The sequence below is a fragment of the Arthrobacter sp. AB6 genome (genome assembly GCF_031844545.1).
Taxonomy (GTDB): domain Bacteria; phylum Actinomycetota; class Actinomycetes; order Actinomycetales; family Micrococcaceae; genus Arthrobacter.
In genome coordinates, this window is the sequence record NZ_JAUZVL010000016.1 from 15,686 (window position 1) to 30,848 (window position 15,163).

The following is a 15,163-nucleotide window of genomic DNA, read 5'->3' on the forward strand; positions in this document are numbered from 1 at the left end:
GTTCAACGGCCCGGCTAGCATGGCGTCATCACAATGTCGTGGACGGGATGTGCGCTTTTATGGTCACCAACAGCTATCGGGACACTTACGACCACAGCCTCAGGGAGCCAGGGGAGTTCTGGCTCAGCGCGGCCGCAAGGATATCCTGGTCAACGCAGCCCCGGCGCGCCCTGGACTCCATTAGGGCTCCGCTGTACGGCTGGTTTCCCGACGGCGTCCTGAATACCTCCTACAACGCCCTGGACCGCCATGTGGAGGCCGGCCGGGGGGACCAGGATGCCCTGATCTTCGATTCGGCCATGCTCGGCAGCCAGCGCCGGTTCAGCTATGCGGAACTCACCGGCCTTGTGGCGCGCTTTGCCGGGGTCCTTCGCAACAGCGGCGTGGGCAAGGGCGACCGCGTGGTGATCTACATGCCAATGATCCCCGAGGCCGCCATCGCCATGCTTGCCACGGCCCGGCTCGGGGCAGTGCATTCAGTGGTGTTTGGCGGATTCGCCCCAAAGGAGCTTGCATCCCGCATTCGGGATGCCGCCCCTGCCGTGGTGGTCACTGCCTCGGGCGGAATCGAGCCGTCACGCCGCATTGAATACCTCCCCGCCGTCGCGGATGCCCTCACCCTGGCCGGCGTGCCGGATCTCCCCGTTATCGTCACGGCACGGGAGGGTTTCACCGCCACGGCAGCGGAGCACGGCTGGCTGGACTGGGATTCCGAAATGGCCGCCGCCCAACCGGCCGGGCCGGTGGACGTCGCTGCTACGGATCCGCTGTACATCCTGTACACCTCCGGTACCACCGGGACGCCCAAGGGCGTGGTCCGGGACAACGGCGGACACGCGGTCGCCCTCAGTTGGACGCTCGAGAACATCTACGGCATCGGTCCGGGAGACGTTATGTGGACCGCCTCGGATGTCGGCTGGGTGGTGGGGCACTCCTATATCGTCTACGGCCCGCTGCTGGCCGGCGCCACAACAGTCCTCTATGAGGGGAAACCGGTCGGAACCCCGGATGCCGGCGCCTTTTGGCGGGTGGTCCGGGACCACGGCGTCAACGTCCTGTTCACGGCGCCCACGGCACTGCGGGCCATCCGGAAGGCGGACCCGGATGCAGCCCTGCTGGGCGCCTACGACATTTCCAGCCTGCGCACCCTCTTCACGGCAGGGGAACGGCTGGACACGGACACGTTCCACTGGGCCTCGCGGACGGTGCGTGTCCCCGTGGTGGACCACTGGTGGCAAACGGAGACGGGCTGGGCCATCTGTGCCAATCCCCGCGGGCTGGAAGAGCTGCCGATCAAACCGGGTTCGCCCAGTGTTCCCATGCCGGGGTTCAAACTTCGCATCGTGGACGGCTTCGGGGAGGAGGTGGGGCCCGGAAGCGAAGGCAACATCGTGCTGGGCCTGCCGCTGCCGCCCGGGACGCTGGCAACGCTTTGGGGCGACGACGAACGCTATGTCTCCTCCTACCTGCGGGCTTTCGACGGCTGTTATGCCACCGGTGACTCGGGCTACCGGGACGAAGACGGCTACGTGTTCGTCATGGGGCGCACCGACGACATCATTAACGTGGCGGGACACAGGCTCTCCACCGGTGCCATGGAACAGGTCATTGGCCAGCACCCGGCCGTGGCCGAGTGCGCGGTGATCGGCCTCGCGGATCCGCTGAAGGGCCAGCGCCCCAGCGGCTACGTTGTGCTGAAGTCCGGGGTGGAGGTCTCGCAGGACGTCTTGGAAAAGGACCTGGTGGCGCTGGTGCGCCGGGACATCGGGGCCGTCGCGGACTTCAAGCACGTCACCGTGGTGGAGGCCCTGCCCAAGACCCGGTCAGGAAAGATCCTCCGCAAGACCATGCGCCAGATAGCCGACGGCGAGGAGTACACGGTGCCGTCCACCATCGAGGACGCCGGGGTGATAGACCAGCTCATCGGGACCCTCCGCCCCACGCCGGGGTGAGGCCCGGGTCCAGTTCAGCGCGCGTTCCAGCGGTACTCGTTCTCCGGCCTGCCCGGGGTGCCGTACCGGGCAGTCCTGGAGACCGTACCTGCATCGGCCAGGTACTCCAGGTAGCGCCGCGCGGTGACGCGGGACATGCCGAGGGCGTCCATGACCTCCGTGGCCGAGACGGCATCGCGCTGCTGTTTGACGAAGTCCCGCACCGAGTCCAGCGTGGAAACCGAGAGGCCCTTGGGCAGGGGGAGTTCGGACGGCGCCCGCAAACTGGCGAACGCCTGGTCCACTTCGCTTTGGGACGCGCCGGTCTTCCCGGATCCTGCGTCATGGCCTGCGAGCTGCTGCCGGAACTGCCGGTAACTCTCCAGCTTGTCAGCGAAAGTGGCAAACGTGAACGGCTTGATCAGGTACTGGACCACGCCAATGGCCACCGCGCTCCGGACGATCGCCAGTTCCCGCACGGCCGTGATGGCGATGATGTCCGCCAGGATGCCGGCCGCCCGCATGCGCCGCGCAATGTCCAGCCCGTGGAGGTCCGGGAGGTTCATGTCCAGGAGGACCAGCTCCACCGGGTTGCCTGCGGCGGAGAATTCGCCGAGCAGGCGGAGGGCAGACTGGCCGTCAGGAGCGCTTCCGGCCAGTTCAAAGCCCGGCAACCGCCCGATGTAGGCCGCGTGTGCGGCTGATGCGATGGCCTCGTCCTCAACGATGAGGACCCGGATGTTGCTCACGGTGTGTGCTCCTTCTGCGGGGACACCGCTGCGGGAAGAAATACTTCGAACTTCGCTCCGCGCCGTCCGTTGATGGTCAGCGTACCGCCCAGACGGTGTACTGCCTGCCGGACCAGCGCCAGCCCGATGCCCCGTCCGCCGGGTCCGGAAGGCTTGGTGCTGAAGCCGTGCCGGAAGATGTTGTCCGCGGCCTGGGCGTCCAGCGCCGCACCGGAGTCGTGGACGGCAATGTCCAGCCCCTCCTCGTCCGACTCCACGGTCAGCTGCACCCGCCGCGGCGGAGGAGCGTCTGATGCCGCATCAATCGCGTTGTCCAGCAGGTTGCCCAGGATGGTGACCAGGTCCTGCACCGCGACTCCCGCCACAGTACCGGAACCCAGCGCGGCAACGTCGAGCTGGACGCCGCGTTCGTGGGCTTCAGCCACCTTGCCCATGACCAGGGCACCCAGTACGGGCTCATCCACCGAGCCGACCATGTCATCGGTCAGCTGCTGGCTCAGTTCCAGGTCCCGGGTGGCAAAGTCCAAGGCTTCCTGGGTCCGGCCCAGCTCCAGGAGCGAGACCATGGTATGGAGCCTGTTGGCGTGCTCATGGGTCTGTGCGCGGAGCGCTCCGGAAAGGGTGCGCATGGTTTCCAGTTCGTTGCCCAGCGCCTCAATCTCGGTCCGGTCCCGCAGCGTGGCCACCGTGCCGTAGACGGCTGACCTGCCGCGGTTCCCCGGAGCCCCGGGCGCCTTGGCCGGTCCCTGGTTAACCACCAGGACCCGCGAACCGGTAAGGACAATTTCGTCCTTGGCAGTCCGCCCCGACTCGAACAGTTCCCGGAGCTCCTCCTCGAGCGGCAGTTCCGCCAGTGACGGGGGCCGGGTGGGGTCCTCGCTGCCGGATCCCTCAAGGCCCAGCAACTCGGCCGCGTGGTCGTTGTACATCACCACGCGGCCCTTGGCATCGATGAGGATCAGCCCTTCCCGGACCGAGTGCAGGACGGACTCGTAGTATGCGAACAACTGCGAGAGCTGCTCCGGCCCCCAGCCGCGGGTGACCCGGCGAAGATACCGGCCCAGCAGCCAGGAGGCCAGCGAGCCTCCCAGCAGCAGGGCAAGGCCAATCGCCAGCAGGGCAGGCAGGCGTCCCGCGAACGCAACATCCACCGTCCGTACCGTGACACCCGCCGCCACCAGCGCCTTCACGCCGCCCGCCTCATCCTTGACCGGGACGATCGTCCGCACTGACGGGCCCAGCGTCCCCGCCGTCACTTCCGTGTATTGCTCACCCCGCAAGGCGGCGTCGATTGAGCCGATGTAAGGCCGGCCGATTTCCTCCTCCCGCGGGTGCGTCCAGCGCGTCCGGTCCGGAGCCATGATGGTCACGAAGTCGACGTCGGCTGCGGACATTACGTCGCTGGCATAGGGCTGCAGGACGGCGGAGGGGTCCGGGCCGGCGGCCGCCTCCAGCACCAGCGGACTGGCTGCGATCGAAGCGGCGATCCCCGCCATGCGCGTGCCGGCCTCGTCATAGGCGCGGTCACGGGCATCAACGTAGGTGGCTGAACCAACGATGGCGATGAACACCACCACAATCAGCAGGTTCGCCACGAAGAGCCGGCGGGCGATACTCCAGGGGTGGATCATCCGTACCTCCACGCGCCTTCCACGACCAATATGAACGCAACGGTGAGCTGGGTCACGGCGTACCCAATGATGGATATCACACCGGAGGACGTGTTGAGCCCAGATACTGTGCCGCAGCGTCTATCAGATTATCCATATAAGGAGACACATCATGGCTTCTCAACGAGGAGAGTCGCTTGACACCGTGAAGACGCGGCGCAAGGGCATCGACAAATCGCACTACCTCTACATCGCCGTCATCGCCGCCGTGATCCTCGGCGCCGTGGTGGGCCTGATGTTTCCGGAGGTCGGCAAGTCCCTCAAGCCGCTCGGCGACGGGTTCATCAAACTCATCAAGATGATGATCGCCCCGGTCATCTTCTGCACCATCGTCCTGGGCATCGGCTCGATCGCGAAGGCTGCCACGGTAGGCAAGGTAGGCGGCATGGCGCTGGGCTACTTCGTCCTGATGTCCACGTTCGCGCTCGCCATCGGCCTGGTGGTGGGCAACCTGATCCACCCGGGTGAGGGCCTGAAACTCGCTCCCTACGACCCCAACAAGAAGGCGGAAGTAGACAGCACCGTTGCCTTCCTCCTTGGCATCATTCCGGGAGATATTCCCGTCCTGCCCACCCTCTTTGCTGCCATCCTCGTAGGGTTCGCCCTCCAGAAGATGGGCCCGCAGGGGGCTCCCATCCTCAAGGCCATCAGCCACGGTCAGGTCCTCGTGTTCCGCATCCTGATCATGATCATGTGGCTCGCCCCCGTGGGTGCCTTCGGTGCCATCGCCGCCGTCGTGGGAGCTACCGGCTTCCAGGCCATCGTCAGCATGTTCACCCTGATGGCTGCCTTCTACATCACCTGCGCACTGTTCATCGTGATCATCCTGGGCGGCCTGCTCAAGGTTGTCACCGGCGTCAACATCTTCAAGCTGATGAAGTACCTGGGCCGCGAATACCTGCTCATCTTCTCCACGTCTTCCTCCGAAGCCGCCCTGCCCCGCCTGATCGCCAAGATGGAACACCTCGGTGTCTCCAAGCCCGTTGTTGGCGTCACGGTGCCCACCGGCTACTCCTTCAACCTTGACGGCACGGCCATCTACCTGACCATGGCCTCCCTGTTCGTTGCCAACGCCATGGGCACGCCGCTGGACCTGGGCGCCCAGATCTCCCTGCTGATCTTCATGATCATTGCCTCCAAGGGTGCAGCCGGTGTCACCGGTGCCGGCCTCGCCACGCTGGCTGCCGGCCTCCAGGCCCACAAGCCCGAGCTGCTGGGCGGCGTAGGCATGATCGTGGGCATCGACCGGTTCATGTCCGAGGCCCGCGCCCTGACCAACTTCACCGGGAATGCCGTAGCCACCGTCCTGATTGGCACGTGGGTCAAGGAGATCGACGGCGTACAGGTCAACCAGGTGCTCTCGGGTGAACTGCCCTTCGACGAGCAGACCATGATTGCCGGGCATGCCGCCCCGGTCGTCGAGGAAACCGGGGCGCGCGTTCCCGCCACCGTCTAGCACGAACCAGATACCAGTCCGGATCGGCGCAGCAGCCTCCGCAGCCATGGCAGCGGGGGCTGCCGCGTGTCCTGAACCAAACCAACCTTCGACCTCAGCTAGAGGGTCAAGGCTCAACATGGGCCGAAAGTCAAGTTCCCTCGAATGCCGTGTCGGTCGCTGTAACCTTGGGAAGAAGAAGGAACGGCGCTGGCAGTCAGCGGCAGGAAATCACCGTCATCGAAAGTGTGGATAGATACGTGAGCAGCGAACAGGGTTCAGCAACTCTGGAGGGCACGGAATTTGACCTGGACAATGCGGTGATGGGGCCCACCGGGCGCCCATACCGCGAGTTTCCGGAACCCGCGCCGCTGTCCTCCCACGGTCCGGCCCGGGTCATCGCCATGGTGAACCAGAAGGGCGGCGTCGGCAAGACCACCTCCACGATCAACCTCGCCGCGGCGCTGGCGGAATACGGCCGCCGCGTCCTCCTGGTCGACTTCGATCCGCAGGGTGCGCTTTCGGCGGGCCTCGGCGTGAATCCCCACGAGCTGGACCTTACTGTCTACAACGTGCTGATGGACCGCAAAGTGGACATCCGCGACGCCATCCACCAGACCGGCGTCGAGAACGTCGACCTGCTGCCGGCGAACATTGACCTCTCCGCCGCCGAAGTCCAGCTCGTCAATGAAGTTGCGCGAGAGCAGGTCCTGGACCGGGCCCTCAAGAAAGTCGAGGACGACTACGACGTCGTCCTCATAGACTGCCAGCCTTCCCTCGGGCTCCTGACCGTCAATGCGCTCACCGCGGCGCACGGCGTCATCATTCCGCTGATCTGCGAGTTCTTCGCCCTCCGCGCCGTGGCGCTGCTGGTGGAAACCATCGACAAGGTGCAGGACCGCCTTAACCCGCGCCTGCAGGTGGACGGCGTCCTCGCCACCATGTACGACGCACGGACGTTGCACAGCCGGGAGGTCATCACCCGGCTGGTGGAGGCCTTCGGCGACAAGGTCTTCGAGACCGTCATCAAGCGCTCCATCAAGTTCGCGGACGCCACCGTGGCCGCCGAGCCGATCACGAGTTACGCCGGCAACCACGTGGGCGCCGACGCCTACCGCCGGCTGGCCAAAGAGCTGATCTCGCGCGGCGGCGCACCCTAGCCACGCCGTGGCCGAAACCAAGCCCGGCTTTGAGGTGCGGCTGGCCAACTTCACGGGTCCGTTCGACCTCCTGCTGGGGCTGATTGCCAAGCACCAGTTGGACATCACCGAGGTGGCCATCGCCACGGTGACCGACGAATTCATCAAGTACATCCGGAAGCTGCAGGAACTGGGCGAGGACTGGGCCCTTGACGAAGCCAGTGAATTCCTGGTGATCGCCGCGACACTGCTGGACATCAAAGCTGCCAGGCTTCTTCCTGCCGGGGAGGTGGAAGACGACGAGGACATGGCCCTGCTCGAAGCCAGGGACCTGCTCTTCGCCCGGCTGCTCCAATACAAGGCCTTCAAGCACGTGGCCGGGCTGCTAGGCGAAACATTGCACCAGGAAGCCCGGCGTTTTCCCCGGCAGGTTGCGCTGGAGGAACACTTCGCGGCGCTGCTCCCTGAGCTCGTCTGGAAGCACACTCCTGAACAGTTCGCAGCCATGGCCCAAGCTGCGCTGCAACCCAAGGCGCCCAAAGCAACGGAGGTGGGGCTGGCCCACCTGCACGGCGGCAATGTCAGCGTCAAGGAGCAGGCGGAGATCGTGGGGTTGCGGCTCCAGCAGGAATCGCCGCTGACTTTCCGGGCCATCATTGCCGACGCGGAGTCCACCTTGGTGGTGGTGGCCAGGTTCCTGGCCCTGCTTGAACTGTTCCGGGACAAGGCAGTCTCCTTCGACCAGCTTTCGCCGCTGGCGGACCTTGCCGTCCACTGGACAGCCGGCGGCAGGCAGTGGTCGGCGGAGAACCTGAGCGAAGAATTCGAGGAGCAGCTGTGACCAAGGAAGCTACCGAACCAACGGACCCGGGGGAGGATGACCTGGAAAACCTTCCGGGCGGGGCCAAAGCTGCCATTGAGGCCGTGCTGATGGTCATCGACCAGCCGGCAACAGAAGAAGAACTGGCTGCCGGGCTTGGGCTGACCGTTGAAACGGTCACCACGCTGCTGGCCGAACTTCAGCGCGAGTATACCGGCTATACTGTTAAAGCCCCGGATATGGAACAAGCCAGCGCCGCTGGTTTCGGCTCCAGCCCCCGGGGTTTTGAATTGCGGAACATCGCCGGTGGCTGGCGGATCTATTCCCGCGCGGAATTCGCCGACATTGTTGGCAAATACGTGCTGGAAGGGCAAACGGCCAGGCTTACCCAGGCGGCCCTGGAAACGCTGGCGGTCATCGCGTACCGGCAGCCTGTCTCCAGGGCAAGGGTGTCCGCAATTCGGGGCGTCAATGTTGACTCTGTGGTCAGGACACTCGCCCAACGCGGGTTGATCGAGGATTCGGGAACGGATCCGGAGTCCGGGGCCATCCTCTACCGGACTACATCGTATTTCCTGGAGCGGATGGGAATCGGCTCGGTGGCCGAGCTGCCGCAGCTGTCTCCACATCTTCCAGGGTTGGACGGCATCGCGGAGTACTACGACGCCGAAGGGATCTAGGCGGGTTCGCCCTGCCTGGGCAAAGAGAATTTATCAGGGCAGACTATTTCTGCACGGCTGGTTAAGGTTGTCTGTGGACACCTTTCCGGCCACACAATTGAAGGACGGGTCATGACACAGGCGGGACGCCAGGGTTCACCACGTAACAGTTCGGGACGCGACGGTTCGGAACGAAACAGGACACAGCGCAACACCTCCCAGGGTGGCAGTTCAGCGGGCGGGTTCCGCGGCGGTGCCCCCAAGCGGGGCGGCGGGTTCGGCAGCGACCGCCCGCAACGCGCACCCAAGCCGCGCGAGGAGCGATTCATCGATCCGGATTTGGCTTCGGACGGCCCGCAGCAGGGCCGCGGTGCGGTTGATCCGAAGGCGGCCAGGCCGTCCTCCCGGAAGCCTGCAGCGCGCAAGCCCGGGGCAAAGAAAGCACCGGGCACTCCCGGCGCCCTGAAACCGAAGCCACGCACCGGCGCCCCGGGCGCCGCGGCCTCCCGGGCGTTCGGCAGCGAACGTTTCGGCCAGAACCTGGGGCCGGTCCGCAGGCCGTCCCGCAAGAAGGGCCCGCGGGGCGATGTTCCCCAGTCGGAGCTTCACGATGCCGATGGCGTGCGCCTGCAGAAGGTCATGGCCTCGGCCGGGGTCGCCTCCCGCCGCGTCTGCGAAGAGATGATCGCCGAGGGCCGCGTGGAAGTGGACGGCCAGGTGGTCACCGAACTCGGCGTCCGCGTCGACCCCAAGACCGCCGTCATCCACGTGGACGGGCTCCGGATCCAGCTGGATGAGGACTTGGTGTACATGGTGTTCAACAAGCCCAAGGGCGTTGTTTCCACCATGGAGGATCCTGAGGGGCGCCCCTGCATCAGCGATTTCCTCAAGAACAGCAAGAACAAGGGCGAACGCCTGTTCCACGTCGGCCGCCTCGACGTCGCCACCGAGGGCCTGCTCCTGCTGACGAACGACGGCGAACTCGCCAACCGCCTGACGCACCCTTCCTACGAGGTTCCCAAGACCTACCTCGTGCAGGTCCGCGGTCCCTTCCCGCAGGGCATTGGCGCGCAGCTCAAGGAGGGTGTGGAACTCGAGGACGGCTTTGCGTCCGTGGACTCCTTCCGGCTTGTCGACTCCACCCCGGGCCACGTCCTGATCGAGGTGGTGCTGCACTCCGGCAAGAACCGCATTGTCCGCCGCCTGTTCGACGCCGTCGGTTTCCCGGTCCTGCGGCTGGTCCGCGTGAAGGTGGGCCCCATCGGTTTGGGAGACCAGCGACAGGGCAGCATCCGCAACCTCGGCAAGCAGGAAGTCGGCCACCTGCTGGCATCCGTAGGGCTCTGAGGCATGTCCGCTTTCCACAGCCAGGGCCGCGGGCACCTGGACGGTCCGGTCGTGGTCCTTGGGACCGGACTGCTGGGCACCAGCATCGGGCTGGGGCTGCGCGGGCGCGGCGTGCCGGTGTTCTTGTCCGACCCCTCACCCACCAACCAGGCGGTGGCCGTGGATATCGGGGCGGGCCGGCCACTGGCTGAACTGGGCGGCAGGGTTCCGCAGCTCGTGGTGGTTGCCGCACCGCCGGACGTCACGGCCGACGTCGTGGCAGAAGCCCTGTCCGAATACCCTGACTCGGTTGTGGTGGACATCGCCAGCGTGAAGGCGGAGATCCTGGCCCAGCTGCGCCGCCGCGGGGTTGACCTGTCCCGCTACGTGGGAACCCACCCCATGGCCGGGCGGGAAAAGTCAGGTCCCGTAGCTGCGCGGGGGGAGCTGTTTACCTCGATGCCGTGGGTGGTGTGTCCTTCGGAGGAGACCTCCGGCGCCGCCCTCCAGACGGCCCGTTCCCTGGCCGCAGACCTGGGCGCGGTCGTCTCCCGGTTCACGGCCGAAGAACATGACGAAGCCGTGGCCCTGGTCTCGCACCTGCCCCAGGTGATGTCGTCTCTGGTGGCGAGCCGATTGCAGGGCACACCCCTGCACGCACTGTCCCTGGCCGGCAACGGCCTCCGCGACGTCACCCGTATTGCTGCCAGCGATCCCGCCCTCTGGGTCCAGATCCTTGGCGGCAACGCGGCGAAGGTGGTGGACATCCTGTACGGCGTCCGCGATGACCTTAACCGGCTGATCGGCACCCTGGAACAGCCCGCAGCCCCGGGAGCGCGGCTGGACCTCGCCCAGCTCATGAGCGAAGGCAATGCAGGCCAGGCACGCATTCCGGGCAAGCATGGCGGACCGCCGCAGGCATACTCCTGGCTGACCGTCCTGGTGGACGACAAACCGGGTCAAATTGCCCGGCTCCTCACCGAAATCGGGGAGATCGGCGTCAACCTGGAGGACCTCCGCCTTGACCACTCGTCCGGCCAAAACGTGGGTATGGTGGAAATATCCGTGTTGCCGAACAAGCACGACCACCTGATCGAAGCACTAAACGACCGCGGATGGCGGGTACTTCAGTAATGACACAGGAACTTCTCGACACCATGCCCGCGCTGCGCATCGGACGGCCGCTCGTGGTGGCCATTGATGGCCCCTCCGGTTCCGGCAAGTCCAGCGTCAGCAAGGAAGTGGCCCGCAGGCTCCGGCTCGCCTACCTGGACACCGGCGCGATGTACCGCGCCCTGACCTGGGATTGCGTTAACAGGGGTATTGACCTCGGTGACGCCGCAGCCGTGGAGCAGGCCGCCCGGGACCTGGTACTGGAACTGAGCACCAGCCCGCAGGACGACTACGTCCGCGTGGATGGCGTGGACGTCACGGACGCCATCCGCGAACCGGCAATCTCTTCCGCCGTCAGCGCTGTGGCCACCACCCTCGGCGCCCGGACTGAGCTCATCCGCCGCCAGCGGGAACTGATCGAAAAGCACCACCGCCGCATGGTGGTGGAAGGCAGGGACATCACCACCGTCGTCGCGCCCGGGGCAGAAGTCCGCATGCTGCTGACAGCCAGCGAGGAAGCACGGCTGCGCCGGCGGGGGATGCAGCTCGGCGGCACCCAGGACGCCGAGCAGCTGGCGGCCCAGGTGACCCACCGCGACGCGAAGGATTCCACGGTGGTGAACTTCACGAAGGCGGCCTCCGGGGTTGTCACGCTGGACTCATCGGACCTCGACTTCGAGCAGACCGTCGCAGCGGCCCTGGTGATCGTCACGAAGGCCCTCAACCGTGACTGACGGCAAGCGGGGTGTCCCGTCCGGGCTGACCATGACGTGGAGCAGGCCGGTGGGCTGGATCCTCGACCATCTGGTGTACCGGACCACAGTCACAGGCAAGGACAACGTGCCTACCGGAGGCCCGGTGATTTTCGCCGCGAACCACATCAGCTTCCTGGACGGGCCGGTCATGTTCGGTGCCTCGCCACGGCCCATGCACATCCTGGTCAAGCAGGAAATGTTCCAGGGATTCCTTGGCCGGGTGCTCCACGCCTCCGGCCAGTTGCCGGTGGACCGGCGGGGCGACCGCGCGGCACTGCAGCGCTGCAAGGAAGTGCTCGACGCCGGACGGTGCGTAGGGATCCTTCCCGAAGGTACCCGGGGGAGCGGGGCGGCTGCGGACATTAACGGCGGCGTCGCCTGGCTGGCGCTGAACTCCGGAGCCCCGGTGGTTCCGGTGGCCATCCTGGGTACGCGCAAAGGCGACGAACACCTTGATTCCGTGCCCCGGCCGGGCAGGCGTTTCCACGTCAGCTTCGGAAATGCCCTCACCCTTGGCCGCAGGGCCGGGGAAAGCGGGCGTGCTTCAATGGACAGGGCGGCGCTGGAAATCCGCGCTGCGCTGGCTGGGCACGTCCAGGATTCCATCCAACTCAGCGGGCAGCCCCTGCCCACGGCAGATGCCCATAAAGACTTAACAGCAGTAGCCGGGACGCCGGCAGATGACCACTAAGGACAGTGCAATGAGCGATACGACTCAAACTCCCGGCCACCCCGGCGCCGGCGAAGACGAATACACGCCCACGGGCACGGACCAGGTGGCCGAACGGCTGGCTGCCATTGACGACGACGAGGCAGAGCTCCGCGCCGCGTCCCTCCGGGCGGGCCTGGAGGACTATGACCTCGACGAGGAAGACGCCGCACTCCTCAGCGGCGAGTACGGCGACGAGGACTTCGACGGCCCGGTCAAGCTTGATCCCGTCCTGGCCATCATCGGACGCCCCAACGTGGGCAAGTCAACCCTGGTGAACCGTATCCTGGGCCGACGTGAAGCAGTGGTTGAAGACACCCCCGGTGTCACCCGCGACCGCGTCATGTACTCCGCCAGCTGGAACGGCCGCAACTTCACCCTGGTGGACACCGGCGGTTGGGAGCACGATGCCCGCGGCATCCACGCCCGCGTGGCGGAGCAGGCCGAGATGGCCGTTGAACTCGCGGACGCCGTGCTCTTCGTGGTGGACTCCGCAGTGGGGGCAACGGCCACCGATGAAGGCGTCATGAAGATGCTCCGCCGCAGCAAGAAGCCGGTCATCATGGTGGCCAACAAGGTGGACGACTTTGCGCAGGAGGCGGACTCGGCCACCCTGTGGGGCCTGGGCTTTGGCGAGCCCTACCCGGTGTCGGCGCTGCACGGCCGCGGAGTTGCGGACCTGCTGGACCACGTGATGGACGTGCTCCCGGAGTTCTCCACCATTGAGGGAACCGACCGTTCCGGCGGCCCGCGGCGCATTGCCCTGATCGGGCGCCCCAACGTGGGCAAGTCCTCGCTGCTGAACAAGCTGGCGGGTACCGAGCGCGTAGTGGTGGACAACACCGCCGGAACCACCCGCGACCCCGTGGACGAGTTCATCGAGCTCGGCGGCCGGACGTGGCGCTTCGTGGACACGGCAGGCATCCGCCGCCGCCAGCACATGGCGCAGGGGGCGGACTTCTACGCCTCCCTGCGGACCCAGGCCGCACTCGAAAAGGCGGAGGTCGCCGTCGTGCTCCTCGCCGTGGATGAGGTCCTCAGCGAGCAGGACGTCCGGATCCTGCAACTCGCCATTGAGTCCGGCCGTGCCCTGGTGCTGGCGTTCAACAAGTGGGACCTGCTCGACGACGAACGCCGGCGCTACCTGGAACGTGAGATCGAGCAGGACCTGGCCCACGTGAACTGGGCGCCCCGGGTGAACATCTCGGCCAAGACCGGGTGGCACAAGGACCGCCTGGTTCCTGCCCTGGACCTGGCACTGGAGAACTGGGACAAGCGCATCGCCACCGGCCGCCTGAACGCCTTCCTCGGCGAACTCGTTGCAGCGCATCCGCACCCCGTCCGCGGCGGCAAGCAGCCGCGCATCCTCTTCGGCACCCAGGCGTCCAGCAGGCCGCCGAAGTTCGTGCTGTTCACCACCGGATTCCTGGACCCCGGATACCGCCGCTTCATCACCCGCCGCCTCCGGGAAACCTTCGGCTTCGAGGGCACCCCTATCGAGGTCAGCATGCGCGTGCGGGAAAAGCGCGGCAAGAAGCGTTGATTCCGGTGATCTCCGCAACACGCGGAGCGCCGGAAGCCGGAAAGTGTCACTGGCACCCTCCGGAATCGTGTAAGCTCTTCTAGGTGGTTCGGCCGGACTGCTGGTGAAATCCTCGAAGCGATTCGTGGATTTGGCACAGCGGAGAACGGCGGAACCAGCGGGCTGTAGCGCAGCTTGGTAGCGCACTTGACTGGGGGTCAAGGGGTCGCAGGTTCAAATCCTGTCAGCCCGACCAAAACACCAGAGGCCGCCTTCGGAGAAATCCGGAGGCGGCCTCTGGTGTTTAACCGGCGCTGATCAGCCTCCCGCAAGAAGCCCGTGCCGAGACCTTATGTTTTCCTACTTGAGGAACTTCGAGGTCCTGCGGTCAGCCAGGATCTTGCCCTTGGTCTGGCAAGTGGGGCAGTACTGCAGGGCGGTATCGGCGAAGGAAACCTCCCGGACGGTGTCCCCGCACACGGGGCAGGGCTGCCCGGTCCGGGCATGGACGCGCATGTGGCTCCGTTTGACGTCCTTCAGGTCCTTCGGCGGCTTGCCCTGAGCCTCGGCCATCGCCGTGCCCAGGATGGTGTGGATGGCGTCGTACAGGACCTGGACGCTTCCGCGGTCCAGGGACTTGGCCGTGGCAAAGGGGGAAATCCTTGCCGCATGCAGGATCTCGTCGCTGTAGGCGTTTCCAATGCCGGCGATGACGCCCTGGTTCCGCAGGAGGCCCTTGACCTGCTGGGAACTGCCGGCAAGGATCTCCGCCAGCATGTCGGCGTCGAACGCCTCAGCGAAGGGGTCCGGTCCCAGCGAGGCGATGCCCGGCACTTCCTGCGGATCCCGGACCACGTAGACCGCCAGGCTCTTCTTGGTGCCGGCCTCGGTGAGGTCAAAGCCGCGGGGACCCCCGGGGCCGGTGAAGGCAAGGCGGGCGGCGATGTGCCCCTTGCCCATTTTCAGCTGGGCCTCGGTGGGGGAGTCCGTGAAGCGGACCCAGCCGGCCCTGGCCAGGTGAAAGACGAAGGAGATGCCGCCGGTGTCGATACTGATGAACTTGCCGAAACGCCGGACGCCCGTGACGGTCCTGCCCTCGAGGGCGCTGAACGGGGGATCGGCAGTCTTCAGGACGGCGAAGGAAACGATCTGCACTTTAGACACGACCGCTCCCTGCAGGTGCTCATCCAGGAACCCGGCAAGGCCGGCGACCTCGGGCAGCTCAGGCATCCGCTACCTGCCTTCCCTGACGTGGACGCCCGGCTGTGCATGCGCTCATGCGTCCCATCTTGGCAGAAACCCCGGCGAACGCCCGGGCAGTTGTGCCTATACTTT

13 protein-coding genes and 1 tRNA gene are annotated in these 15,163 nt (G+C 66.0%); 11 read left to right on the forward strand and 3 right to left on the reverse strand.

Annotated features, from left to right (window positions below; translation table 11 throughout):
• The first annotated feature begins 59 nt into the window (after window positions 1–59).
• Window positions 60–1,952, forward strand: coding sequence for an AMP-binding protein (locus Q9R30_RS13065; protein ID WP_311217822.1), 1,893 nt, complete (start codon window positions 60–62; stop codon window positions 1,950–1,952).
• A 14-nt stretch (window positions 1,953–1,966) separates the two neighbouring features.
• On the opposite strand, the gene Q9R30_RS13070 is transcribed toward Q9R30_RS13065, so the two are convergent.
• Together Q9R30_RS13070 and Q9R30_RS13075 are read right to left on the reverse strand one after the other, a co-directional pair.
• A complete protein-coding gene (locus Q9R30_RS13070) occupies window positions 1,967–2,680 on the reverse strand; it encodes a response regulator (protein WP_311217823.1) in 714 nt (237 codons plus the stop codon).
• The gene (locus tag Q9R30_RS13075; protein ID WP_311217849.1) at window positions 2,677–4,311 is read right to left on the reverse strand and encodes an ATP-binding protein; all 1,635 of its coding nucleotides are present in this window, start codon (window positions 4,309–4,311) and stop codon (window positions 2,677–2,679) included. The genes Q9R30_RS13070 and Q9R30_RS13075 overlap by 4 nt, the downstream gene beginning before the upstream one ends.
• 151 nt (window positions 4,312–4,462) lie before the next feature.
• Here Q9R30_RS13075 and Q9R30_RS13080 point away from each other — a divergent pair, with 151 nt between their 5' ends.
• The 10 genes from Q9R30_RS13080 to Q9R30_RS13125 all read left to right on the forward strand — a co-directional run bounded on the left by Q9R30_RS13080 (window position 4,463) and on the right by Q9R30_RS13125 (window position 14,084).
• Complete coding sequence (locus Q9R30_RS13080) at window positions 4,463–5,806, forward strand: cation:dicarboxylate symporter family transporter (protein ID WP_104997471.1); 1,344 nt, start codon at window positions 4,463–4,465, stop codon at window positions 5,804–5,806.
• A 239-nt stretch (window positions 5,807–6,045) separates the two neighbouring features.
• Window positions 6,046–6,945 (forward strand): ParA family protein, encoded by a 900-nt coding sequence (locus tag Q9R30_RS13085; protein ID WP_013600617.1) that lies wholly within the window; start codon window positions 6,046–6,048, stop codon window positions 6,943–6,945.
• A 7-nt stretch (window positions 6,946–6,952) separates the two neighbouring features.
• On the forward strand, window positions 6,953–7,765 hold the full coding sequence (locus Q9R30_RS13090) for a ScpA family protein (protein ID WP_104997472.1): 813 nt from the start codon (window positions 6,953–6,955) through the stop codon (window positions 7,763–7,765).
• Window positions 7,762–8,424 (forward strand): SMC-Scp complex subunit ScpB, encoded by a 663-nt coding sequence (locus Q9R30_RS13095; RefSeq protein WP_104997473.1) that lies wholly within the window; start codon window positions 7,762–7,764, stop codon window positions 8,422–8,424. Before Q9R30_RS13090 ends, Q9R30_RS13095 begins: the two co-directional genes overlap by 4 nt.
• 111 nt (window positions 8,425–8,535) lie before the next feature.
• Entirely contained in the window at window positions 8,536–9,750 is a 1,215-nt protein-coding gene (locus Q9R30_RS13100; RefSeq protein ID WP_104997474.1) for a pseudouridine synthase, read from the forward strand.
• 3 nt (window positions 9,751–9,753) lie between these two features.
• A complete protein-coding gene (locus Q9R30_RS13105; RefSeq protein ID WP_311217824.1) occupies window positions 9,754–10,863 on the forward strand; it encodes a prephenate dehydrogenase in 1,110 nt (369 codons plus the stop codon).
• A complete protein-coding gene (gene cmk, locus Q9R30_RS13110) occupies window positions 10,863–11,576 on the forward strand; it encodes a (d)CMP kinase (RefSeq protein WP_104997476.1) in 714 nt (237 codons plus the stop codon). The genes Q9R30_RS13105 and cmk overlap by 1 nt, the downstream gene beginning before the upstream one ends.
• 31 nt (window positions 11,577–11,607) lie before the next feature.
• On the forward strand, window positions 11,608–12,288 hold the full coding sequence (locus Q9R30_RS13115; protein WP_199775400.1) for a 1-acyl-sn-glycerol-3-phosphate acyltransferase: 681 nt from the start codon (window positions 11,608–11,610) through the stop codon (window positions 12,286–12,288).
• Between the two features lie 10 nt (window positions 12,289–12,298).
• Window positions 12,299–13,849 carry a ribosome biogenesis GTPase Der gene (der, locus tag Q9R30_RS13120; RefSeq protein ID WP_104997477.1) on the forward strand — a complete coding sequence of 517 codons (1,551 nt, stop codon included), beginning with the start codon at window positions 12,299–12,301 and terminating at the stop codon, window positions 13,847–13,849.
• Window positions 13,850–14,007: 158 nt separating this feature from the next.
• A tRNA-Pro gene (locus Q9R30_RS13125) sits at window positions 14,008–14,084 on the forward strand.
• A gap of 104 nt (window positions 14,085–14,188) precedes the next feature.
• On the opposite strand, the gene Q9R30_RS13130 is transcribed toward Q9R30_RS13125, so the two are convergent.
• Window positions 14,189–15,058 (reverse strand): Fpg/Nei family DNA glycosylase, encoded by an 870-nt coding sequence (locus tag Q9R30_RS13130; RefSeq protein ID WP_104997478.1) that lies wholly within the window; start codon window positions 15,056–15,058, stop codon window positions 14,189–14,191.
• Window positions 15,059–15,163 lie beyond the last annotated feature (105 nt).

Bases quoted from the DNA above. Each gene is read 5' to 3' on its own strand.
- Q9R30_RS13075 (WP_311217849.1), bottom strand. From the start codon at position 4,311: ATGATCCACCCCTGGAGTATCGCCCGCCGGCTCTTCGTGGCGAACCTG.
- Q9R30_RS13115 (WP_199775400.1), top strand. From the start codon at position 11,608: ATGACGTGGAGCAGGCCGGTGGGCTGGATCCTCGACCATCTGGTGTAC.
- cmk (WP_104997476.1), top strand. From the start codon at position 10,863: ATGACACAGGAACTTCTCGACACCATGCCCGCGCTGCGCATCGGACGG.
- Q9R30_RS13080 (WP_104997471.1), top strand. From the start codon at position 4,463: ATGGCTTCTCAACGAGGAGAGTCGCTTGACACCGTGAAGACGCGGCGC.
- Q9R30_RS13130 (WP_104997478.1), bottom strand. From the start codon at position 15,058: ATGCCTGAGCTGCCCGAGGTCGCCGGCCTTGCCGGGTTCCTGGATGAG.
- Q9R30_RS13065 (WP_311217822.1), top strand. From the start codon at position 60: ATGGTCACCAACAGCTATCGGGACACTTACGACCACAGCCTCAGGGAG.
- Q9R30_RS13100 (WP_104997474.1), top strand. From the start codon at position 8,536: ATGACACAGGCGGGACGCCAGGGTTCACCACGTAACAGTTCGGGACGC.
- der (WP_104997477.1), top strand. From the start codon at position 12,299: ATGAGCGATACGACTCAAACTCCCGGCCACCCCGGCGCCGGCGAAGAC.
- Q9R30_RS13105 (WP_311217824.1), top strand. From the start codon at position 9,754: ATGTCCGCTTTCCACAGCCAGGGCCGCGGGCACCTGGACGGTCCGGTC.